Source organism: Idiomarina sp. ST20R2A10, assembly GCF_051842345.1.
GTDB classification, from domain to species: domain Bacteria; phylum Pseudomonadota; class Gammaproteobacteria; order Enterobacterales; family Alteromonadaceae; genus Idiomarina; species Idiomarina loihiensis.
The window spans coordinates 208573-230321 of record NZ_JBNIEY010000003.1 but is presented as its reverse complement, the minus strand read 5'-3'; the positions used below and the strand labels follow the sequence as shown (position 1 = coordinate 230321).

Sequence of the window (21749 nt, the reverse complement as noted above, 5' to 3'; positions counted from 1 at the left end):
CGCCCTGCAGTTTCTAGTCGTGCTGGTTATAGACAACCGCCCACGCATCCACCGCTCTAGCCCCTTTTTTGTAGAGCGCATCGGCTGCTGCCATCATAGTGGCGCCGGTACTCAGCACGTCGTCCACAACCGCTACCGTACAGCCACTAAAATCCTGTAAAGCGAGTTGGCTGCCCCGACTGTTCTCCCAGCGTAATGCCTTTGATGCCATATGCTGCATGGGCACGGCCCGTATTTTACGTAATCCGCCCGCAATGTAAGGTAACTCAAGAGCCACTGACACATGCCGCGCCAGTAACGCAGTCTGGTGGAAGCCTCTTTTACGCCAGGCTTGTTGCGTCATAGGCACCGCAACAACGCAGTCTGGCAGTGGCTGTTCGCGATAGCAAAGGCGTAAATGAGCCGCTAACTGGTTTGCCAGTAAAGGGGCCAGCTCGGCTTTATAGCGAAATTTAAACTGAGTAATAAGCTGTTGTACCTGCGGCTCCCAGCGCAATGCACCGTACCAGTAGCGGCACGGCTTCTGCTCCGCCACTAAATGCTGTTCAATATCGGACAAATGCTGACAACAACGCGGATACCAACGCGGCAGTGCTTCTTCGCAATAAGGGCAAAGGCTTGCAGCGGCCACCTTAGAATAACCGCAACTCCAGCATGTGCCCAACTCAAAAGCATTGGCGAAACGCTGTAAAAACGCTAGCATACCACCCCTTAATTAATAACTCGGACAGGTAGTATAGTGAGCCTTTCGGTAACGTGCTGTGGTACAGGAACCCCTATTGTTGTACTCCATGGCTGGGGAATGAATTCGAACATCTGGCAACCCGTGGTACCGGCATTAAGCGAGCACTTTCAGTTGTATTGCGTCGACCTGCCCGGTTTTGGCGACTCTGTCTGGTCATCAGAGAATGAGGTGTCACTGGAAAGTTTTATTGAACAAATTATGCCAGCCCTGCCGCCACGCTTTCACTTGCTGGGGTGGTCTTTAGGCGGGTTAATTGCGACACAAATTGCACTGACACATTCTGACCGGGTTATGTCTTTAACCACCGTTGCATCGTCACCGCACTTTGTGGAAAGCTGCGACTGGGCGGGTATTAAGCCGAACATTCTGGAGCAGTTTCAACAGCAACTGGACAGCAACTTTAAAAAGACCATTGAGCGTTTTTTAGCGATTCAGGCCATGGGCAGCGAGGACGCACGCGAACAGGTTAAGCAGGTAAAGCAGCTGATATTTACCAAGCCAATGCCTGACCAGGGCGTGCTGAAACAGTCCCTAGGTATATTACAAAGCGCAGATTTGCGTCAGCAACTACCGAACATTGAAGTGCCCTTTAACCGTTTTTACGGACGCCTGGACAGCCTGGTTCCGGAGCGCGCTATCGACGATATTTCTGCGCTGGCGCCGCAATCGAAAGCGGTGGTATTCACCAAAAGCGCACACGCCCCGTTTATTTCGGAACCGGAGCGCTTTGTCAGTGAATTGCTGAAGGTTGTTGAGAACTAAGAGTTAAAAACCAAACTAGCGCTGGCACTGGGTGCAGTACACGGTGCTGCGCTGACCCAGACGAATTTCTTTCAACCGGTTACTGCACACCATGCAAAGCTTACCGCCACGCCCGTAAACCTGAAGTTTCTGAGCGAAATAGCCCGGGTTACCGTCCACCTGAGTAAAATCTTTTAAGGTAGTACCACCCAGTTCAATAGCACTTGCCAGAGTTTCTTTTATTATCGGCACCAGTTTCTGGTAGCGCACTTTACTGATTTTCCCGGCCGCCCGTTTCGGGTTGATACCCGCCTTAAACAAGGCTTCGTTCGCGTAAATATTGCCAACACCCACGACCACTTTATTATCCATAAGAAAGGTTTTCACCGACTGCGAACGCCCGCGTGAGCGCTCAAATAAATAGTCGATATTAAACGCGTCGGTTAACGGTTCCGGGCCAAGCTGGCTTAGCAGTTCATGCCCGCTCACATCACCGTCACTGTATAGCAAAGCGCCAAAACGCCGTGGATCATTTAAACGCAGGGTTTGGCCGTTATCGAACTCAATATCAATATGGTCATGCTTGTAATGAATGGTTTCGGCTGGAACCACGCGCAGCTTACCCGACATACCCAGGTGCAATATCAGACAGCCGTTATCAGTCTGTAAGAGCAAATATTTTGAACGGCGGCTGACCGAACGCAGCACGTGTCCTTCGACCTGATGCACAGTTTCCGGCACCGGCCAGCGCAGGCGCTTATCGTGAACCTTAACCGACTTAATTGTGCGGCCTTCAATGTGTGGAGAAATGCCTAAACGGCTGACTTCGACTTCGGGTAACTCTGGCATAAACCTAAAACTTCCTTAATGGCCCAGTAACTGACTGGCAGTAAATTCTATAACACGATAATTCTGTTGCTGATTTGGCAAACGGATCATCAACTCGGGCTCTGCATAAAGCTCAACACGCGCCTCTTCGCCCCCGACAAAACCAAAATAAATTTCCGTTATTAAATTTTCAGCTGGCTGTTCGGTTGGCGTCATGGTTAATGCCAACCAATTTTCAGCGACGCTAGCGGCCGCTTTTTCCGATAAGCGACATGGAGCCAGGCATTGCCATTGTCCATCATTTAACGCCAACTTCAGCTGGTCAATTTGTATTGCTCTCAAGTTTCCGTCATTCGGTATCAGGCCAATGACCTCGCCCGATTCAGCCTCTTGCACAATGCTGTCAGCCGCTTCTTCTTTAACCGGCGGAGCGACATACCAGAACACCACCATGATAATTAATATCACGTAGACCAGAACGTTGTTCCATGCTCTTCGGGTCATGGTCAGTCCAAATATTTTTCGCTTCTCATTCACTTTCATCGGCTTGCGCTCTTTGTGCTAAGGTTCGAATAATTCTCTTGTTGCCGTACTCCTTGTTACTGGAGACAGAATACCCTATATTCTCGCGCGACAACAAAATACGGAGCTTTATTGCGTTATGGTGCTATCTGATATTATCGACAAAGTTGCTGACCACGGCTACTGCATTATCGATAATTTCCTGCAGCCGCAGCGTTCGCAGGCTCTGTATCAATACGCTCAGCAATTACCAGCGCAATACTGGAATCTGGCTGGTATTGGCCGTCAGCAAAACCAGACCATTAATACCATGGTTCGCAACGACCGTATTTACTGGTTAACTCCGGAAGAGCCGCGTCATAAAGACTACCTAAGCATTATGGATGAGTTACGCCACGAATTTAACCGCGAGCTCTTTCTTGGCCTGTTCGATTACGAATGCCACCTGGCACATTACCCTAAAGGCGCGTTTTATAAGAAGCACTTGGATGCGTTTAAAGGCAGAAGCAATCGAGTGCTCACAACGGTGTTTTACCTGAACCCCGAATGGCAGGAAACCGACGGCGGGCAATTGGTTATTTATGGTGACAAAGGGCAGGTGTTAGAAACCGTACTGCCTAAACAAGGCCGTTTAGTGGTGTTTTTAAGTGACCGCTTTGTGCATGAAGTACAACGCTCGGAACGTGACCGCTTCAGCATTACCGGCTGGTTCCGAATTAATGCCAGCATCTCGGGCATTATTGACCCGCCACGATAAACTCAAACGCCACCCAATAAAAAACCCAGCCGAAGCTGGGTTTTTTGTAAGCTTTAAACCAATTACTTGATTTTAGCTTCTTTGAAGATCACGTGCTTACGAACCACTGGATCGAATTTTTTGATCTCCATTTTTTCTGGCATGGTGCGTTTGTTTTTGTCTGTGGTATAGAAATAACCTGTACCAGCAGATGACACTAAACGAATCTTATCGCGCATAATTTAGTTCCTTAAACCTTAACACCACGGCCGCGGAGATCCGCTAATACCGTATCGATACCGTTTTTATCAATGATACGCATACCTTTAGTAGAAATGCGTAACTTAACCCAACGCTTCTCGCTTTCTACCCAAAAGCGGTGCGATTGAAGGTTCGGCAGGAAGCGACGTCTAGTCGCATTGCGTGCGTGCGAGCGGTTGTTACCGACTACCGGACGCTTACCTGTAACTTGGCATACTTGTGACATGTCTTTACTCCAAAATTGCTGCAAGCTCGCCTGTCGCCCAACGTGACCTTGCCTATAAATCCGAGGGCGCATTTTATACAGCAAACTGCCCTTCTAATCAAGCTTATACGACGGAAATTTGATCGTCATCGATCGTTCGGTGCGGATTTTACGTGATTTTTAACCAAACCGCCAGTACAAAACTACAACAATCCGCGCTCTGCAAAAGAAATTGGATCGCCGGCGCCCACGACGAAATGATCCAACAACGCTACATCAATTAAAGTCAGGGCTTTTTTAACTCGTTCGGTGACTCGCTGGTCAGCCTGGCTGGGTTCTGCAACGCCCGATGGATGATTATGTGCCAGAATAACCGCCGCCGCATTATACTGCATAACCAGCTTTATTACCTCACGTGGATACACTGGCGCGGCATTAATGGTGCCCTGAAACAGCTCTTCGTAACGTAACAGCCGGTGCTGGCTGTCCAGCAGTAAAATAGCAAAGACTTCGCGGCCCTGATGACGCAACTGTGAGGTTAAATAGTCTTTGACCATGGTAGGTTCGGTAAAGCCGTCTGAACGCTCCAGCTGCCATTTCAGGTAGCGTCGTGACAATTCCAGCACAACCCGCAACTGATTCACACGGGCCGGGCCTATGCCGTTGCAAGCCAATAGCTGCTCAGGAGTGGCTGTTAACAAAGCGCCTACACCGCCGAAGTCACTTAGTAAACGACGCGCAAAACTGACAACGTCCTGCCCGCCACTGCCGCTACCAAGTAAAATAGCTAATAATTCTGCGTCACTCAGGTATTCTGCCCCCTGGGTCTGCAGTTTTTCTCTCGGTCGTTCCGAAACGGGCCATTCCTTGACGCTCATTCTTTTCTCCTTAATTCTTACCTTAATTCTTAAGAGAGAAGTATAACGACCATCTACCCAGTTACGGGGTCTCATGTTATCTTTACACGACTTAACACTAAGGGGTTCGCATGGCACAGCTGCAGAACAAACACATACTTTTAGGTATTACCGGTGGCATTGCCGCCTATAAGGCGCCTGACCTGGTGCGCCGTTTGCGTGAGCAGGGCGCAGAAGTTCGTGTGGTGCTGACTGCCGGTGCCAAAGCCTTCGTAACCCCACTTAGCTTACAAGCTGTGTCCGGCTTTACGGTCAGTGATGACCTGCTGGATCCCACAGCAGAAGCCGCTATGGGCCATATTGAACTGGCACGCTGGGCTGACCAAATTCTTATTGCTCCGGCAACGGCTAACACTATTGCCCGTATTGCTCACGGCTTTGCCGATGACCTGTTGAGTACCCTGGTTTTAGCCAGTAAAGCACCGCTCGCCATTGCTCCGGCAATGAATCAACAAATGTGGGCGGCTACTGCGGTGCAGGAAAATATTGAAACGTTACTCAGCCGTGGTGTGCAAATGATAGGCCCGGAAAGTGGCGAACAGGCCTGTGGCGATGTCGGTTACGGCCGCATGAGTGACCCTACAGAGATTGTGCAGGCGTTAATAAAAAAAGCCCCTGAAGCCAAGCAAGATTGGCAGGGTAAAACCTTTATTATTACCGCAGGCCCGACCCGTGAAGCTATTGACCCGGTTCGTTACATCAGTAACCACAGTTCCGGTAAAATGGGCTATGCCCTGGCTGAAGCTGCTGCACATGCAGGGGCTAAAGTCATTTTAGTATCGGGGCCAACGCAACTGCCCACGCCCACCGGCGTTCAACGCGTCGATGTGGAGACTACAGAACAAATGCTAAACGCGGTGCAGCAGCAACTGCCAAACTGCGATGTGTTTATTGGCTGTGCCGCTGTGTCAGACTATCGGGTTGCTGAGGTTGCTTCGCAGAAAATTAAAAAAGAGCAGAACAACCAGCCGCCACAACTAAAGCTGGTGCAAAATCCGGACATTTTGCAGCAGGTAGCCAGCTCTGAAAAACCACCTTTTACCGTTGGGTTTGCGGCCGAAACTGAAAATCTAAAAGCTAACGCGTTGCGCAAACTGGAACGAAAGCAGCTACAAATGATTGTCGCTAACGACGTTAGTCAGGTTGGGCTGGGTTTTAACAGCGACAGCAATAACGCCATTATTTTGAGTAAGGACAGTGAGCAGTCACTTCCAACAATGAGCAAGCATGATATGGCTATTGCAATTATCGACGCGATAGCCAAACGTTATTTTGATACTACAGCTCCTTAATTCAGGGCTAATTAATAAGAAAGTGAGAACTCCATGACGCAAGTCGAAGTAAAAATTTTAGATGACCGCATCGGCCAGTCTATTCCGCTTCCTAAATACGCCACACAGGGCTCTGCCGGAATGGATCTGCGTGCCTGCCTGGATCAGCCGCTGACTATTGAACCGGGTCAAACCCAGTTAATAGGCACCGGTATTGCCATGTACATTGGCGACCCGAATTATGCGGCCACTATTTTACCGCGTTCAGGGCTGGGCCATAAGCACGGCCTGGTGCTGGGTAACCTGGTCGGCCTTATCGACTCGGACTACCAGGGCGAGCTTAAAGTGTCCTGCTGGAACCGCAGTAACCAGGCTTACACCATTGAGCCCGGCGACCGTATTGCGCAACTAGTGATTTTGCCGGTTGTGCAGGCGCAAATGTCGATTGTTGAAGAGTTCCACGAGACGGATCGTGGTGAAGGTGGTTTTGGTCATTCTGGTCGTTCGTAGTTACAGCAACTAATCATTCTGGCCTCTCAAATAAGGAAAGTTACTGTCATGGCAGAACAAAAACGTAACCGTCGTGAAGAAATTTTACAGGCTTTAGCGGCAATGCTGGAAACCAGTCCGGGTCAGCGCATTACTACAGCAAAACTGGCGGCTAATTTAGGCGTTTCAGAGGCGGCTTTATATCGTCACTTTCCGTCGAAAGCGCGGATGTTTGAAGGGCTTATCGAGTTTGTTGAAGACACCCTGCTAACCCGTATTAACATGATTATGGACGAGGAGAAAAACACCCTCTCCCGCTGTCACGCAATATTGCAGCTATTGCTGACGTTTGCCGAGCGCAACCCCGGTATTACCCGTGTTATGACAGGTGATGCATTAATGGGTGAACATGACCGTTTGCGTGGTCGTATGGAAGATTTGTTCAACCGTATAGAGAGTTCAATTAAGCAAATACTGCGCGAGAAAGCGATGCGCGAACAGCAGCGCTTTATTGTGGACGAAGCGGTATTAGCGAACTTATTACTGAGCTATGCCGATGGCAAAATCAGTCAGTTTGTACGGTCTAACTTTAAGCGTTTACCGACCGAACATTTCTCGGCTCAGTGGCAGGTAATGGAGCAACAGCTAATCAGTGCGTAAATAAAGGCGTAAAACAGGTCACTGTAAACAGATCACTCCGTTTTACGCTCGCGGCTTAATAAATCAATAGCGGCCTGTTGCGGTTCTTTACCTTCATAAAGGACCGCATATATCTGCTCACAGATGGGCATTTCCACTTGGTTGCGAGCGGCTAAAGCAACCACTTCACGGGTATTACGGTAGCCTTCAACCGATTGCCCGATACTCTTCAGCGCTTCTTCAACTCCTTTGCCCTGACCTAAAGCCATGCCAAAACGGCGATTACGCGACTGATTGTCGGTACAGGTAAGAATTAAATCGCCCAAACCTGCCATACCAGTAAAGGTTTCGCTTTTTGCGCCTAACTTCAGACCTAACCGGGTAAGTTCAGCCAAACCGCGGGTAATAAGCGCCGTGCGGGCGTTAGCACCAAAGCCAATACCGTCGGCCATACCAGCACCAATAGCTATGACATTTTTAACCACGCCACCTAGCTGCACACCAATAAAGTCGTTATTGGTGTAAACCCGGAAAGAACGGTCACAATGCAGAAGCCCGGAAAGCTCTTCGACAAAGGCCTGATCGGTTGACGACATAGAAATGGCAGTAGGTAAGCCTTTAGCCATTTCAATAGCGAAAGTAGGACCGGATAACACAGCTAGCGGATGCTCGTCGCCCAGAGTTTCTTCTGCGACTTCGTACAAAAGACGCCCACTGTCCGGCTCTAATCCTTTAGTTGCCCAGGCAACGCGGGCATGTTCCGCTAACAAAGGTTTTGCCTGCTTCAGCATAGACGAAAACGAATGACTGGGAACCACAACCACTACGTTTTTCACGTCTTTAAGGGCTTCGCCTAAGTCGGCAGTAACCTTTAATGATTCGGGAAACGGGCACGCCGGCAGGTACTCTTCGTTTTCATGAGCCGTTTGCATAACGGCAACTTTATCGGCATCCCGCCCCCATAAGGTAGTAGGAATACCTTTACGGGCAAAACAAATAGCAAGGGCGGTCCCGTAAGAGCCCGCCCCTAATACTGTCACCTGAGGTGTCTGCATTATTGTATCTGCTTACGCGTCTGCAGTTTGCTGACCCTGAGCCTGTTCAGCTTGCTGCTGCATGTGACGCTGGAAAATCGCATCAAAGTTAACAGGAGCCAGGTTCAACTGTGGGAAAGTCGCACGGTTAACAAGGTTTGAAACGCACTCACGAGCATAAGGGAACAAAATGTTCGGGCAGAAAGAACCCAGCATGTGTGCCAGCTGGCCGTCCTGAACTTCTTCACCAATAGTGAAAATACCCGCCTGATGTACTTCACAAAGGAAAGCAACGTCGTCTTCAACTTTGTTAGTTGCCGTCAGAGTCAGTACCACTTCGTAAACACCGTCTTCAATTTTTTCGTGTTTAACGTTCAGGTCTAATTTAAGGTCAGGCTTCCATTCTTTACGGAAAATAGCCGGAGAGCTTGGAGTTTCAAAAGAGATGTCTTTAGCGTAGATACGCTGAATAGCGAATTGTACTTGCTGCTGTTGGTTTTCAGCTGCTGCGCCGTTTGCTTGCTGTTCTTCAGCCATGATTTTACTTCCTATTCTTTTTTAAGTATTAGACGAATTTTATTATTTTTTCTGCGAAACCGGCAATTTGGCGCTGCGCCATGTGTTCATACCACCTTGCAGCACAGCAACTTGAGTAAAGCCTTCAGCCGTTAGCTGGCTAACTGCCGATTTTGCCGTCATTCCTGTTGCACAGACTATCACAATGGGGGCTTCTTTGAACTTTTCAATAGAGGAAAGTTCTTTTTGTTTAATTTTTTCCATCGGTAATGACACCGATCCGTGAATGTGTCCTTTCTTAAATTCATCCGGACTACGAATATCAACAAAAACGCCATCACCGCGGTTTACCCATACCGTGGCCTCTTGAGGTTCTAAATTTTTTGTCGGTGACATAGCCGATCGAATCGTGGTCACAATCAGTGCGACTAGCAGCACAACCCAGATACCACTCATCATCGGGTTGCTTTTGACAAATTCCATAATTTCTTGCATAAGACCTACCAGTATTCGTCGGTAACAGAAAAGAGTTGCGGGTCAAGAGTATACCTGTACAAATCGCAGTTTCCAGAAAAATCTTGGGTGGATGCGTAAGCTCTGGAAATCGAGTAGAATGTTGGCTAATTTCATCTGTGAAAACACCGAGCAATGAGGCCCATTATGACTCCTACGATAAAACCTTTGGTATTGTTGATTCTGGACGGCTGGGGTTACCGTGAAGATGCACCCGACAACGCAATAGCCAAAGCAAATACTCCGGTTATGGATCGTCTATGGGAAAAATACCCGCATTGTCTGGTCGATGGCTCCGGTGGCGCAGTTGGTTTACCTGACGGCCAAATGGGTAATTCCGAAGTGGGTCACGTTAATTTAGGCGCTGGCCGCATTGTTTATCAGGACTTTACCCGCATTAGCAAAGCCATTTCTGACCGCAGTTTTTTCAGTAACACGATACTTTGCGACGCCCTGAAAAAAGCCAAAGCTGCTAAGGGTGCAGTCCATATTATGGGGTTACTCTCCGCCGGTGGTGTTCACAGCCACGAAGACCACCTGGTCGCAATGATAGAAATGGCGGTTGAGCAAGGCGCAGAAGACGTTTACCTGCATGCTTTCTTAGATGGTCGTGATACACCACCGAAATCGGCACTGCCTTCCATTGAACGTTTTGAAGCCTTATTCGCACGTTTAGGCAAGGGTCGTTTCGCCACCTTAAGTGGCCGCTTCTTCGCCATGGACAGAGACAAGCGCTGGGAGCGCATTGAACAGTCTTACAAAGCGGTTTATCACGGTCTTTCAGGGGTAACATCTGCCAACGCAACAGACGCAGTAGAAAACGCTTACGAGCGCGGCGAAACCGATGAATTTGTCACGCCAGTTATTATTGGGCAACCAGCACCAGTTGCCGACGGTGATTCCGTATTTTTTATGAACTTCCGTGCTGACCGTGCCCGTGAAATGACTCAAGCCTTTGTCGACAAAGACTTCGACGGTTTTGACCGTGGCTCGCGCGCTGACATTAGCGAATTCGTTATGCTGACCCAATATGCCGATACCTTAAAAGCGCCCAGCGCCTTCCCACCCGAGCCTTTGAATAATGTACTGGGTGAATGGCTGGCTAAGCATGATAAAACTCAGCTGCGCATTTCCGAGACAGAAAAATACGCACACGTTACTTTCTTTTTCAGCGGCGGACGCGAGCAGGAATTTGAAGGCGAGAAACGTGTTCTTATTCCTTCACCTAAAGTTAAAACCTACGATTTACAGCCTGAGATGAGTTCAGAACAGCTTACCGACAAGTTGGTTGCAGCCATTGAGTCTCAGGCCTTTGATGTTGTGATTTGCAACTACCCGAACGGTGACATGGTTGGACATACTGGTAATTTTGATGCCGCCGTTAAAGCTTGTGAAGCCGTTGATCATAGTGTCGGACGAGTGGTTTCGGCATTAGAAGCTGTTGGTGGTGAATGTCTGATAACGGCAGACCATGGCAACGCAGAGCAAATGAGTGACGCCACTACCGGGCAGGCACATACCGCTCATACGAACGAACTTGTGCCTTTTATTTATGTGGGCCGACCGGCTAAAGCCCGAAATGGACGCCTGTCAGACGTTGCACCAACCATACTGCATTTAATTGGCATGGAGCAGCCGGACGAAATGACCGGTACGTCGCTAATGACGTTAGAACAGGATTAACTTATGCCAATAAGGCTGTTTTGGGCAGTGGCGCTGGGGCTGGTTGTTATCAGCCCCGGTTTAGCGCAGGACTATAGCGAGGATGATAAAGCCTCGACTCAAGCCGAAATTGCAGCGGTTAAAGAGGAACTGGCTAAGCGTTTACAGGCTATAGAAGAGCGAAGCAGTGCACTAAACTCAACTGAACGACAACTGCGTGATCTGGAAATAAAAACCTCAGAAATAGCCGGCTCTTTGCGCCAGACCGAAACCGAACTTAAAGAAATTACTGCAGAAATAGCTGACTCAGAACAACGCCGCGAAGAGCTTAAGCAAAAACAAAAGCAGCAGATGACACAACTGGAAGATCAGCTGGTTTCCGCTTATATGAACGGTAAACACGACTTTCTGAAAATGCTGTTAAACCAGCAAGACCCTGGCCAGTTTGAAAGAATGTTGAGCTATTACCAATACATGAATGCCGCCAGAGTTGAAGAGATTGAAGTTATTCGGCGCACTCAGGAAGAAATTGCCACGCTGACAGAACAACTTAAGCAGCAACAAAACCAGTTAGCGAGCTTACAGGCCGAACAACAAGAACAACGCGCGCAACTGGAGCAGCAGCAACACCGGCAGGAAGAGAAGTTAGCAGAGCTGCAACAGCAGCAACGTAAAGACCGGTCCCGGGTGACTCAGCTGGAGCAAAGCCGGGAGCAATTAGAGCAGGTATTAAGTGCCATTGAAACCGCGCTGGCTCAGCAAAAAGACGTTCGTCTGGTTGGCCTGCAGGCAGTCAAGAATCAACTTCGCTGGCCAAGTGACGGAGACGTGAAACGCTTGTTTGGACAACGCCGCGAAGGTCCGCTTGAATGGAAAGGTGTGCTCATTGAAGGACAAAACGGCCAACCGGTTCGCTCTATTGCTAACGGCCGTGTGGTATATGCAGACTGGCTGCGAGGCTTTGGTTTAGTCATCGTTATTGACCACGGTGAGAGTTATATGAGCTTATATGGCCACAACCAGACATTAACAAAAGCGGTTGGCGATAAAGTCCGTAAGGACGAAGAAATTGCACTGATGGGTCAGTCTGGTTCACGTAATAGTGCGGCACTTTACTTTGAAATTCGCCATCAGGGGCGTCCACAAAACCCAAGTAACTGGATACGCTAATGTTAAGGTTTGTGCTAGCTTTGGGGTTATTGCTGTGTCTGTCGGTTCCAGTCTACGCCTCTAAAATCGCCATTGTTATCGACGATATAGGCAATAATAAAAACGATTTAAAAGCAGCTCTGTTACCCGGTAATATCAGTTTCGCAGTGCTGCCCTATACCCCTTATGCCCGCGCTTTTGCTTTACGTGCCCATCATCAGAAAAAACAAATACTACTGCATATGCCAATGGAAGCCGTTGAAAATAACCGACCGGGTCCCGGCGTGGTTACGGCGGATATGAACAATGCGCAGATCAAACTGCAACTGGTTGATGCGCTGGACTCAATACCTTACGTTACTGGCGTGAATAATCATATGGGCAGCAAGTTAACTCAACTGCACATGCCAATGCAGGCAGTGATGGAAACACTGGCGGCGCGCAAACTCTTTTTTATTGATAGCCGGACATCTGAGTTCAGCGTTGCAGAAAAAATGGCGGGAGAATTTGGTGTACGAACATCACATAGGCATGTGTTTCTTGATAACCAAGTTGATGAACCCTATTTACGGCAGCAATTTGAACAACTGCTGAGTATAGCCAAACATCAGGGACAGGCCATAGCTATTGGACATCCTTACCCAGAAACACTCAGCTTTTTGCAAAAGCAACTACCATTATTAAAAGAGCAGGGTATTGAATTGGTATTCGTATCTGAGTTAACCACAGTAGTTAACCGCAATGAGTATCTTCTTCCAGTGACGTCAGCAAAATAAGCGCCTGCTCGCGAGTTTCGCCGCAGACATAGTCATCGGCAGAAAACTCACCACACACTTTCGGCCGTTCTGGCTTCCCAAATAAACGACACAAATTATCGTCATCGAGTTGAACACAACGCACACCCGCCGGTTTGCCGTTAGGCATACCGGGGATGGGAGAACTAATTGAGGGGGCTATGCAGCAAGCGCCGCAACCAATGCGGCACTTCATTTAGCTCATTGCGAGACGAAGTTTCTTCATCGCGTTTTGTTCAAGTTGGCGAACACGCTCTGCCGAGACTTCGTATTTTGCTGCCAGGTCATGCAGCGTCGTTTTGTCTTCCGATAACCAGCGAGACTGGACGATATCCTGACTACGCTCATCTAAGTGACTCATTGCACCCAGCAGTTTCTGCTGTGTATGGCTTTCGTAGTCTTCCGCTTCAATTTCTGCGGCTAAGTCGGAACGCTTGTCCTCCAGATACATCGCCGGAGAATAGGCACTGCCCTCTTTCGAGTCATCGTCGTCTGAACTCAGTTCAAACGCTTGATCGTGGGCGCTCATGCGAGTTTCCATTTCCAGCACTTCTTTAGTACTGACACCCAGCTCGTTAGCTACCGTTTCAACTTCTTTCTGACTAAACCAACCTAAACGCTTTTTCATTTTACGCAGGTTAAAGAACAACTTACGCTGTGCTTTAGTGGTTGCCACTTTAACAACGCGCCAGTTACGCAGCACGTATTCATGAATTTCTGCTTTTATCCAGTGAACAGCAAAAGACACCAGACGCACACCAACTGATGGGTCAAAGCGTTTCACGGCCTTCATTAGGCCAATATTGCCTTCCTGAATTAAATCGGCTTGCGGCAGACCATAACCCGAATAACTACGAGCTACGTGTACCACAAAACGGAGATGCGACATGATGAGTTCTTTCGCTGCATCAAGGTCACTGTTCTCGTATAATCTTGTTGCCAACGCCTTTTCTTTTTCGGCGGTGAGCATAGGAATACGGTTGACTGACTGAATATAGCCGTCGAGTCCTGCCCCTTGGGGAACCGATAATGCCATAGTGTTTAATTCAGTGCTCATTTAACAACCTCTACTTAAAATACCGACTTAATTACTGCTTTTTCAGTCAGCTTTTAAGACCCTTTTTGAGTCTAAAAGTTCCATTATGATCATTGCAGATCAGGTAATTCAGTATAACTAAGCCTATGGCTTTCGCAACCCCATTTTATTCAGGTTCTATGCTTTGTATATGACGTCTTACAGCCAAGTAAGAACCTGCTAAACCTAATCCTACAGCGACCAACCATATAATCAATAGCTCGCCTAACGTCAGACCATTTAATTGGAAAGGCGTTTCGTAAAGTTCAGTTAAATCTACTACGGCACTCTCCACCCACCAGATCAGTAACGCGGTTGCTAACCAGGCAACCAGTCCGCCAATAATTCCGTACCAGACTCCGGTGTATAAAAAAGGACGCTGAATAAACGCGTTAGTCGCGCCGACCAGTTTCATCACCATAATTTCATCACGCTTGGACAGTATATTTAACCGAATCGTATTCCCTACAATAAGCACCACCGACAAACACAGCACCACAGCCAGCGCTCCAAGAATATCTTCAATTAAATTGAGAATTCCCTGTAGTCGGTTAAGCCATTCCAGGTCCATTTTCGCGTAAGCGACTTCGCGTTGTTTTTCCAGCCGGTTGAGCAATTCCTCGGCCCGCTGCGGTGAGCGATGCGACTCAGCCGGAATAACGACCAACACGTCCGGCAGCGGGTTTGATGACAGGTAATCCAGTGTTTCACCAAAGCCCGACTCTTTCTTAAACTCTTCCAACCCCTGCTCTTTTGGAATAAGGCGCACTGACTCAACACCTTCGGAGAGTTCCGTTTGCGTTTTTAATGTATCGACTTCAGATTGCTGCAGATCCTTCCTTAAAAACAAGGTAACTTCAGAGGCTTCCTGCCAATTATCAGCAATACTGGTAGTATTTTTGACTAACACGTAAAGTGACGACGGCAGCGTCAGACTCAGCCCCAGTACCGCCATGGTCATAAGAGAAGCAAAAGGATTACGCCACAACTCGCCTAAACTCGCAATGGCCTGCTGGGCATGATGCACAGGAACCATAACGAGTCTGCGCCACCAGGGCAATCGGCCGCGATTACTGGCACCTTTTTCAATGCTGCGGTTGCGGAACAATAAACTCATAGTTCACTGTCCTCCAGACCATCGTTAATCATACGTCCGTCTTTTAAAGTGAGCGTGCGGTAGCGTAGGCGCGCAATAAGACCTAAATCGTGGGTGGCAATGAGGACAGCAACACCCACTTTATTAAATTCTTCAAACAGCCGGATAATTTCCATCGACAGCTTAGGATCGAGGTTACCAGTAGGCTCATCGGCCAGTAGCAAAGGTGGCTTAGTCACAATAGCGCGGGCAATACCCACTCGTTGCTGCTCACCACCGGATAACATTTTCGGATAGTGTTTTACTTTGTCGGCTATACCCACTTTCTCCAGCGCAGCCACGACACGCTTGCGCGCCTCCTGAACACTGTAGCCTTCGATAATCAACGGCAACGCAACGTTATCAAATACCGTTTTATCCATGAGCAGGCGGTGATCCTGAAAAATCATGCCAATATCACGACGCACATAAGGCACTTGCGAGGGCTTAATTTTTCGCAAATCGTGCCCGTTAATCAGCACCCGGCCTGCGGTTGGTCTTTCCATTAAACTGATGAGTTTAAGCAAGGTACTTTTACCCGCACCGGAATGGCCCGTTAAAAAGGCCATTTCACCGGGCTCTACGTGGAAGTCGACATGGCTTAGCGCCTGATGGCCTCCACGATAGGTTTTACTGACTTGCTCAAAGCGGATCATGATTAACTCGCTGTTGTCTGTTCTGATTCGTCTACGTTACGGTCAAATAGCGCCGCGATAAAGTCTTTTGCCACAAAAGGCCGTAAATCTTCTAAGCTTTCGCCCACACCAATATAGCGAATCGGAATAGCGAACTGGTCTGCGACCGCGAAAATCACCCCGCCTTTTGCGGTGCCGTCGAGCTTAGTCATCACAATACCCGAAACGCCCACGGCCTCGGTAAAGAGTTTTGCCTGGCTAATAGCATTCTGACCGGTACCAGCGTCAAGCGTCAGCATCACTTCGTGCGGCGCTTCCGGGTCCAGCTTTTTCATTACCCGAACCAGCTTTTTCAGCTCTTCCATTAAGTTGGCTTTATTTTGCAGGCGTCCGGCGGTGTCCGCAATAAGCACATCAACGTCGCGTGCTTTAGCAGCCTGCAGCGCGTCATACAGAACAGAAGCGCTGTCGGCTCCGGTATGCTGAGCAATAACCGGAATGTCGTTACGCTCGCCCCACACCTGAAGCTGTTCTACCGCCGCCGCACGGAAAGTATCACCGGCGGCCAGCATTACCGACTTACCTTCAGCTTTAAATTGCTTAGCCAGCTTGCCAATAGTGGTGGTTTTGCCCACACCGTTTACGCCGGTCATTAGAATCACATAAGGCGAGTCAGATTCCGGTATCTCCAGACGCTTATCGACTGGTTTTAAAATCTCGGCTAACTGCTCTTGTAACAGCTCATACAAAGCTTCCGCGTCTTTTAACTGCTTGCGGTCAGCTTGTTTTGTCAGATTATCAATAATTTTGGTGGTGGTCGCGACACCCAAATCTGCCATTAATAGCTGAGTTTCGAGTTCTTCAAACAGGTCGTCATCAATTTTCTTACCACGGAATACGCCAATAAGACCTGAACCGATAGAACCGGAAGTTCTGCGTAAACCTTGGGTCAGACGTGCCCAGAAACCTTTCTTCTCACCCTTCTCTTTTGGTGCGACTTCGGTTGGTTCTGGTTTATGTTCTGGCTTATGTTCAGGTTTAGCTTCGGATTTAGTTTCTGATTCTGGCTCTGGTTCAACTACGGGCTCAGGCTCAGCTTCTGATTCAGGCTCTGGCTGCTCCTGTTCTTCGACTACCGCATCTTCTTTTTTCTCTTCGGCCTCGGGTGCCTTTTCATTACGCTTTTTCTTAAACAGCGAAAACATCGACATATTGGTTTCCTTGGAACTGACACGCAGGAATCGTTAAACTATAGGCTTTAGTTTACCATGCTGTTAACAAACTGACGACGGTCTGAATAAAGGAAGCCAAAGAGTGAGACAAAAACGCCAGACAAGCGCCAGCGGCGACTATCGGATTATTGGCGGACAATGGCGCGGTCGTCGCTTACCCGTAGCCGACAGCCCGGGTCTACGTCCCACCACGGATCGCGTACGCGAAACTCTGTTTAACTGGCTGCAGTGGGACATTACCGACGCCCGGCTGCTGGACTTATTTGCCGGCAGTGGCAGCTTAGGTTTCGAGGCTGCGTCGCGTGGAGCAGCTCAGGTGACCCTGATAGAAGCCGTAAAATCCGTCAGCCAGCAGTTACAGAACAATATCAGCTTGTTAAACAGCGAAAACATTGATGTTATTACTCATAACGCACTCGACTGGCTGCAAACTCAATCCTCTGAAGCATACGACATTGTTTTTATTGACCCGCCGTTTCGCGAAGGGTTAGCCGATAAAACGCTAAAACTACTGGATGAAAATAACTGGCTGGCAGTCGACAATCAGGTGTATCTGGAGACAGAAAAAGAATGGCCATTGAAATTACCGGCAAACTGGCGTGTGACCAAAGAGAAAACTCACGGACAAGTTTGCTTTCGCTTACTGACTAAGGACATAGAATGAAAGTTATTATTATTGCGGGCAAAGTGGTTTTTGCCGTTATCTGGCTGGGTCTTTTTGCTTTGCTTGCAGGGGCAAACGGCGAGCTCAGCACTCAGTCCATCGGTTTGCTGAGCTTGTTATTAGCCATTATGGTTATCACGCACTTGCTGCTGCTTGGTATTTTTGTTGCCACCATGAAAGAGGTATTCCCCTGGCGCAAAGGCGACAGCTGGCAAATTCTGGCCTTTGGTATTTTCGCCTGGCTGTCTATTCTTCAGCGTCCAAAGCCAGACCAAGGTTCGACACCCCCTCGTCAGTGAGCATCATTTTTAACTGGCTTACCAAAGCTCTGTTTACCGCAGGCTGTTGTTCAAGAAAGTTGATCATGGCCTGCTGAATAGCCACTTCGTATTCCATTAGCTCATGTGTCTGAACGTGCTCTTTTAACTGCTCGGTGCCCACTTCTTCGGCGTCATTAAGTTCAATAAACTTCGCCACACTGGCTTGCGATATTTTTGCCACATCCAGAAAATTAGAGGCGTTATCGTCCAGCAGCCCCTGCAGCAACGTACTCAACGCCGTGCAGGCATCCATTGCCGGGTACACACCCAACATGTCGTGCCCGTATTCACTGGGCGTTTGTTCGTCCACTTTTTCCTGCCAGCGGGCAAAGTTAACCTTGGTTTTCTTCGGGTTCGCGACCCAGTCCCAGCAGGCATTTAGCGTGCCGTGCAAAGGTTTACTGTCACCAAAGCCAGTTAACTGATGGAAGAAGTCGTAATTAGGAACCATGCGTTCGCACAAATATAACGCCATAACAATTTGCTGTTCACGCGGCAGTTCGCGTATGCGCTGAAAGGTATCGAGTTGACTCACGTTCCGGCTCCAGACAGTGTATGCTTATCACTGTGTCGTTTTATTCGTTAAGGGCTCGTATTATGCCGAAGTTATCGCTCCCCTGCCATGCCGATGTCGTACAAGCGCAGCAAAGAATTAATAGCTATACCGTTAAGACCCCTGTGCTGACAAACCCTGCGTTAAATCAGCAATTGGGCTGCGAATTATTTTTCAAATGCGAGAATTTGCAACGTACCGGGGCCTTTAAGTTCCGGGGGGCCACTAACGCGTTACTTAAACTTAGCCCGAAACAGCGCCAGCAAGGGGTTATTACCGTGTCTTCCGGCAACCATGGTGCGGCATTAGCCCACGCAGGTAAAGCTTTGAGTGTAAAAGTAAAAGTGGGTGTACCCACTAATGCTCCCGCAATAAAACGGCAAAATATTGAAGCCGGTGGTGCGGAAATTACCGACATAGAACCGGGTATGGCCGCGCGTGAAGCCATTGTGGCCAAGGGGCAAAAGGAAGGCGAGAGCCACTTTATACCGCCTTATGATCATGCCGACATTATTGCCGGTCAGGGCACAGCAACACTTGAGTTACTGGAGCAAACTGACGCACTGGATGCGGTAATAACGCCACTGGGTGGTGGTGGCTTGCTTTCAGGTGCCTGTCTTGCCTGCGACGGTACAGAAATACAAGTGTTCGGCGCAGAACCCGAATTAGCGAATGATGCCTTTTTATCGTTAAAAGCCGGAGAGCGGCAACCGGCGTTACCCGTGAAAAGCCTGTGCGATGGTTTACTGACTCAAATCGGTGAATTGCCGTTTGCCATTATTCAGCAGCGTATCAGCGATATCTTAGTCTTGAAGGATGAAGACACCCTAAGCGCCATGAAGCTGATTTGGCATCATCTGAAAATTATTGTGGAACCGTCGTCTGCTATCGCTTTAGCTGCGGTTATACAAAATAAGGCGCTATTTGAGGGTAAACGAGTAGGCTTGGTGCTAAGTGGTGGTAACGTTGCAGCGCAGCCGGAAGATATCAAGCTGCGCCAGTAATAGAGCCGGTTTCAAAAGCTCAGGTTGCGAAGATTTGACTGTCGTCGTTAAAGGTTTTGAATTCTAACGCATTACCGCAGTAGTCGTAGAAGAACATAGTGCCCTGCTCGCCCGGCTTACCTTTAAAGCGAATGTAGGGTTCTATGACAAACTCAATATCCGCAGCTTTCACACGTTCTGCCAACGCTTCCCAGTCGTCACGTAATAAGACAACGCCAAAATGTGGAACAGGAACCGAATGACCATCAACGCCGCTGTGATTTTTTAAACCGGCAACATTGGGTGCTACATGAGTCACAAACTGGTGACCAAAGAAGTTCCAGTCTATCCATTCGTCACTGCTGCGTCCCTGTGACAGCCCAAGCACATCGCCATAAAACGCACGGGCATTATCGAGTGAGCTGACAGGAATGGCTAAATGAAAGGGTCGTACATTAGTTGTGTCTGACATACTGCTAAATTGCCTTGCTCTTTAGCCACTTAATGGCTGAGCTTTGCCGTTATGTTTTGTGGTGTACTGGTTTGCGGCGAACGACGCCACATTCTGACACCAATAGCGAACACAAGAAGCGCCCAGTTTACCGGTGGAATGAAACCGGCGGTTAATACCGCTAACAAATTCCATAGTGGTTTTTTCTGATGCTGGCCCACTAAAGTATAAAACAATAGAGCGGCTACGAGTCCTTGGAGTACCATGAGGCTCAATAGCATAAGTCTTTCCTTTTCGTTATTTAAAAAACGTCTTTGCGTTTCTGTTTTTTGTTCTAAATCAGCTTTTACTCGCAAGTAATTACTGATAGATAAAGACTACTCAATTATGACTAAACTGTAAAACTTTGTATAAGTCTATGAAATTAAAAGTAAAAAACCGACCAAAAGGCCGGTTTTACATATTAAATATTGAATTTTTAATCGTTAATAGCGATTAAAATGCATTAAGCGCGTTGTCTAAGTCGGCTTTAAGATCATCCAGATCTTCAATACCAACAGACACTCGCACGAAGTTATCCAGAATGCCTAACTTCTCACGATTCTCTTTTGGAACCGATGCGTGAGTCATAATAGCCGGGTGCTCAATCAGCGATTCAACGCCGCCCAGGCTTTCCGCCAGAGCAAACACTTCTACCGACTCCAGGAATTTGCGCGCCGCTTCTAAATCACCTTTCAGTAAAATAGAAATCATGCCGCCAAAGCCCTGCATCTGCTTTTTAGCCAACTCGTGCTGAGGATGGCTTTCAAGTCCCGGGTAAATGACTTTTTCCACTTTCGGGTGTTGCTCAAGCCACTTAGCTAATTCCATTGCCGCTTCGTTGTGATGACGCATACGCAATGCCAACGTCTTCACGCCGCGCAGTGCCAGGTATGAGTCAAACGGACCGGCAATAGCACCTGCTGAGTTCTGTAAGAACAGCATACGCTCAACCAGGTCGTCATTGTCGCCCACAACAGCAATACCGCCGACCATATCAGAGTGACCATTGAGGTATTTGGTTGCCGAATGCATAACCATGTCTGCGCCCATCTCCAGCGGACGCTGGTTAAACGGCGTAGCGAAGGTGTTGTCCACCACCACAATAATGTCCGGGTTCTTTTTCTTCGCCAGTTTAACGATGGCTTCAATGTCGACCAGTTTCAGCATCGGGTTGCTTGGCGTCTCGACCCAAATCATGCGGGTGTTGTCCTGAATGCTGGCTTCCACTGCGCTTAAGTCAGCTAAGTCGACATAAGAGAATTTCAGGCCAGCAGAGCGTCCGCGCACTTTATCGAATAAGCGGAAGCTACCGCCGTATAAATCGTCCATAGCAACGATGTGATCGCCGCTGTCCAGCAGTTCAAGAATGGTCGAGGTTGCTGCCATGCCAGACGCAAAAGCCAGCCCTTGCTTGCCACCTTCCAGCGATGCAACCGAACGTTCCCAGGCAAAACGCGTGGGGTTGTGTGAGCGTGAATACTCAAAACCTTTGTGTTGGCCCGGGCTTTCCTGAGCATAGGTAGAGCTGGTAAAAATAGGAGGCATTACCGCACCGGTAACAGGCTCCGGAGACTGCCCGCCGTGAATGGCGCGCGTCGCGAATTTCATTGTCTTTTCATTTGCCATGATTCGGTTCC

29 protein-coding genes are annotated in these 21749 nt (G+C 48.5%); 11 read left to right on the top strand and 18 right to left on the bottom strand.

Translation table 11 applies throughout. The features are described from left to right. Window positions 1-13 precede the first annotated feature (13 nt). A complete protein-coding gene (locus ACP7H9_RS06850) occupies window positions 14-703 on the bottom strand; it encodes a ComF family protein (protein ID WP_110013032.1) in 690 nt (229 codons plus the stop codon). Between the two features lie 36 nt (window positions 704-739). On the opposite strand from ACP7H9_RS06850, the gene bioH reads away from it, so the two are divergent. Next, window positions 740-1507 (top strand): pimeloyl-ACP methyl ester esterase BioH, encoded by a 768-nt coding sequence (gene bioH, locus ACP7H9_RS06845; protein ID WP_414018794.1) that lies wholly within the window; start codon window positions 740-742, stop codon window positions 1505-1507. A 15-nt stretch (window positions 1508-1522) separates the two neighbouring features. Here the strand turns inward: bioH and mutM are convergent, their stop codons facing one another. Both mutM and ACP7H9_RS06835 read right to left on the bottom strand, forming a co-directional pair. Then, window positions 1523-2335 (bottom strand): bifunctional DNA-formamidopyrimidine glycosylase/DNA-(apurinic or apyrimidinic site) lyase, encoded by an 813-nt coding sequence (gene mutM, locus ACP7H9_RS06840; protein ID WP_414018795.1) that lies wholly within the window; start codon window positions 2333-2335, stop codon window positions 1523-1525. A 15-nt stretch (window positions 2336-2350) separates the two neighbouring features. Next, window positions 2351-2857 (bottom strand): hypothetical protein, encoded by a 507-nt coding sequence (locus ACP7H9_RS06835; RefSeq protein WP_414018796.1) that lies wholly within the window; start codon window positions 2855-2857, stop codon window positions 2351-2353. A 118-nt stretch (window positions 2858-2975) separates the two neighbouring features. Between ACP7H9_RS06835 and ACP7H9_RS06830 the strand changes: the two genes are divergently transcribed. Next, entirely contained in the window at window positions 2976-3593 is a 618-nt protein-coding gene (locus tag ACP7H9_RS06830; RefSeq protein ID WP_034818930.1) for a 2OG-Fe(II) oxygenase, read from the top strand. 62 nt (window positions 3594-3655) lie between these two features. Here the strand turns inward: ACP7H9_RS06830 and rpmG are convergent, their stop codons facing one another. From rpmG to radC, 3 genes are all read right to left on the bottom strand, one after another. Further along, window positions 3656-3811, bottom strand: coding sequence for a 50S ribosomal protein L33 (gene rpmG, locus ACP7H9_RS06825; protein WP_006953863.1), 156 nt, complete (start codon window positions 3809-3811; stop codon window positions 3656-3658). Between the two features lie 11 nt (window positions 3812-3822). Further along, on the bottom strand, window positions 3823-4059 hold the full coding sequence (rpmB, locus tag ACP7H9_RS06820; protein WP_011233504.1) for a 50S ribosomal protein L28: 237 nt from the start codon (window positions 4057-4059) through the stop codon (window positions 3823-3825). 182 nt (window positions 4060-4241) lie between these two features. Next, entirely contained in the window at window positions 4242-4916 is a 675-nt protein-coding gene (gene radC / locus ACP7H9_RS06815) for a RadC family protein (protein WP_011233503.1), read from the bottom strand. A gap of 110 nt (window positions 4917-5026) precedes the next feature. On the opposite strand from radC, the gene coaBC reads away from it, so the two are divergent. From coaBC to slmA, 3 genes are read left to right on the top strand one after another with little or no spacing between them, the layout of a single operon-like run. Continuing rightward, window positions 5027-6247 carry a bifunctional phosphopantothenoylcysteine decarboxylase/phosphopantothenate--cysteine ligase CoaBC gene (coaBC, locus tag ACP7H9_RS06810; RefSeq protein WP_439222444.1) on the top strand — a complete coding sequence of 407 codons (1221 nt, stop codon included), beginning with the start codon at window positions 5027-5029 and terminating at the stop codon, window positions 6245-6247. A 33-nt stretch (window positions 6248-6280) separates the two neighbouring features. Then, window positions 6281-6736, top strand: coding sequence for a dUTP diphosphatase (gene dut, locus ACP7H9_RS06805; protein ID WP_439222443.1), 456 nt, complete (start codon window positions 6281-6283; stop codon window positions 6734-6736). Window positions 6737-6784: 48 nt separating this feature from the next. Further along, a complete protein-coding gene (gene slmA, locus ACP7H9_RS06800) occupies window positions 6785-7375 on the top strand; it encodes a nucleoid occlusion factor SlmA (RefSeq protein ID WP_011233500.1) in 591 nt (196 codons plus the stop codon). A gap of 32 nt (window positions 7376-7407) precedes the next feature. On the opposite strand, the gene gpsA is transcribed toward slmA, so the two are convergent. From gpsA to ACP7H9_RS06785, 3 genes are read right to left on the bottom strand one after another with little or no spacing between them, the layout of a single operon-like run. After that, window positions 7408-8409: an NAD(P)H-dependent glycerol-3-phosphate dehydrogenase gene (gpsA, locus tag ACP7H9_RS06795; protein ID WP_439222442.1), complete on the bottom strand. Its 1002-nt coding sequence runs from the start codon at window positions 8407-8409 to the stop codon at window positions 7408-7410. Between the two features lie 12 nt (window positions 8410-8421). Beyond that, complete coding sequence (gene secB / locus ACP7H9_RS06790) at window positions 8422-8925, bottom strand: protein-export chaperone SecB (protein ID WP_011233498.1); 504 nt, start codon at window positions 8923-8925, stop codon at window positions 8422-8424. A gap of 42 nt (window positions 8926-8967) precedes the next feature. After that, window positions 8968-9399, bottom strand: coding sequence for a rhodanese-like domain-containing protein (locus ACP7H9_RS06785; protein WP_011233497.1), 432 nt, complete (start codon window positions 9397-9399; stop codon window positions 8968-8970). A 165-nt stretch (window positions 9400-9564) separates the two neighbouring features. Here ACP7H9_RS06785 and gpmI point away from each other — a divergent pair, with 165 nt between their 5' ends. The 3 genes from gpmI to ACP7H9_RS06770 are packed head-to-tail and all read left to right on the top strand — an operon-like array spanning window position 9565 to window position 13004. Beyond that, a complete protein-coding gene (gpmI, locus tag ACP7H9_RS06780; RefSeq protein ID WP_439222441.1) occupies window positions 9565-11100 on the top strand; it encodes a 2,3-bisphosphoglycerate-independent phosphoglycerate mutase in 1536 nt (511 codons plus the stop codon). 3 nt (window positions 11101-11103) lie between these two features. Next, on the top strand, window positions 11104-12249 hold the full coding sequence (locus ACP7H9_RS06775; RefSeq protein WP_286824115.1) for a murein hydrolase activator EnvC family protein: 1146 nt from the start codon (window positions 11104-11106) through the stop codon (window positions 12247-12249). Further along, the gene (locus tag ACP7H9_RS06770; RefSeq protein WP_286824117.1) at window positions 12249-13004 is read left to right on the top strand and encodes a divergent polysaccharide deacetylase family protein; all 756 of its coding nucleotides are present in this window, start codon (window positions 12249-12251) and stop codon (window positions 13002-13004) included. The genes ACP7H9_RS06775 and ACP7H9_RS06770 overlap by 1 nt, the downstream gene beginning before the upstream one ends. Here ACP7H9_RS06770 and ACP7H9_RS06765 read toward each other — a convergent pair. The 5 genes from ACP7H9_RS06765 to ftsY all read right to left on the bottom strand — a co-directional run bounded on the left by ACP7H9_RS06765 (window position 12961) and on the right by ftsY (window position 17078). Continuing rightward, the gene (locus ACP7H9_RS06765; protein WP_082815434.1) at window positions 12961-13218 is read right to left on the bottom strand and encodes a YkgJ family cysteine cluster protein; all 258 of its coding nucleotides are present in this window, start codon (window positions 13216-13218) and stop codon (window positions 12961-12963) included. The two genes, ACP7H9_RS06770 and ACP7H9_RS06765, sit on opposite strands and share 44 nt — an antisense overlap. Continuing rightward, window positions 13219-14079, bottom strand: a complete 861-nt coding sequence (rpoH, locus tag ACP7H9_RS06760) for an RNA polymerase sigma factor RpoH (protein WP_034818946.1) — start codon at window positions 14077-14079, stop codon at window positions 13219-13221. Window positions 14080-14224: 145 nt separating this feature from the next. Further along, window positions 14225-15214 carry a permease-like cell division protein FtsX gene (gene ftsX / locus ACP7H9_RS06755; protein WP_011233491.1) on the bottom strand — a complete coding sequence of 330 codons (990 nt, stop codon included), beginning with the start codon at window positions 15212-15214 and terminating at the stop codon, window positions 14225-14227. Next, window positions 15211-15888, bottom strand: a complete 678-nt coding sequence (gene ftsE / locus ACP7H9_RS06750) for a cell division ATP-binding protein FtsE (RefSeq protein ID WP_011233490.1) — start codon at window positions 15886-15888, stop codon at window positions 15211-15213. Before ftsE ends, ftsX begins: the two co-directional genes overlap by 4 nt. A 2-nt stretch (window positions 15889-15890) precedes the next feature. Next, window positions 15891-17078 carry a signal recognition particle-docking protein FtsY gene (gene ftsY / locus ACP7H9_RS06745; protein WP_414018797.1) on the bottom strand — a complete coding sequence of 396 codons (1188 nt, stop codon included), beginning with the start codon at window positions 17076-17078 and terminating at the stop codon, window positions 15891-15893. A 103-nt stretch (window positions 17079-17181) separates the two neighbouring features. Here ftsY and rsmD point away from each other — a divergent pair, with 103 nt between their 5' ends. Continuing rightward, a complete protein-coding gene (gene rsmD, locus ACP7H9_RS06740; protein ID WP_439222440.1) occupies window positions 17182-17763 on the top strand; it encodes a 16S rRNA (guanine(966)-N(2))-methyltransferase RsmD in 582 nt (193 codons plus the stop codon). Then, the gene (locus ACP7H9_RS06735) at window positions 17760-18062 is read left to right on the top strand and encodes a DUF1145 domain-containing protein (RefSeq protein ID WP_439222439.1); all 303 of its coding nucleotides are present in this window, start codon (window positions 17760-17762) and stop codon (window positions 18060-18062) included. The genes rsmD and ACP7H9_RS06735 overlap by 4 nt, the downstream gene beginning before the upstream one ends. Here ACP7H9_RS06735 and ACP7H9_RS06730 read toward each other — a convergent pair. Then, window positions 18010-18618 (bottom strand): YjaG family protein, encoded by a 609-nt coding sequence (locus ACP7H9_RS06730; protein ID WP_439222438.1) that lies wholly within the window; start codon window positions 18616-18618, stop codon window positions 18010-18012. The two genes, ACP7H9_RS06735 and ACP7H9_RS06730, sit on opposite strands and share 53 nt — an antisense overlap. Window positions 18619-18680: 62 nt before the next feature. Between ACP7H9_RS06730 and ACP7H9_RS06725 the strand changes: the two genes are divergently transcribed. Then, window positions 18681-19640: a threonine ammonia-lyase gene (locus ACP7H9_RS06725; RefSeq protein ID WP_439222437.1), complete on the top strand. Its 960-nt coding sequence runs from the start codon at window positions 18681-18683 to the stop codon at window positions 19638-19640. A 19-nt stretch (window positions 19641-19659) separates the two neighbouring features. Here the strand turns inward: ACP7H9_RS06725 and ACP7H9_RS06720 are convergent, their stop codons facing one another. The 3 genes from ACP7H9_RS06720 to ACP7H9_RS06710 all read right to left on the bottom strand — a co-directional run bounded on the left by ACP7H9_RS06720 (window position 19660) and on the right by ACP7H9_RS06710 (window position 21738). Continuing rightward, window positions 19660-20091 (bottom strand): VOC family protein, encoded by a 432-nt coding sequence (locus tag ACP7H9_RS06720; RefSeq protein WP_011233484.1) that lies wholly within the window; start codon window positions 20089-20091, stop codon window positions 19660-19662. 29 nt (window positions 20092-20120) lie between these two features. Then, window positions 20121-20351: a hypothetical protein gene (locus tag ACP7H9_RS06715; protein ID WP_050731324.1), complete on the bottom strand. Its 231-nt coding sequence runs from the start codon at window positions 20349-20351 to the stop codon at window positions 20121-20123. Between the two features lie 214 nt (window positions 20352-20565). Further along, window positions 20566-21738 (bottom strand): cystathionine gamma-synthase, encoded by a 1173-nt coding sequence (locus ACP7H9_RS06710; protein ID WP_011233482.1) that lies wholly within the window; start codon window positions 21736-21738, stop codon window positions 20566-20568. Window positions 21739-21749 lie beyond the last annotated feature (11 nt).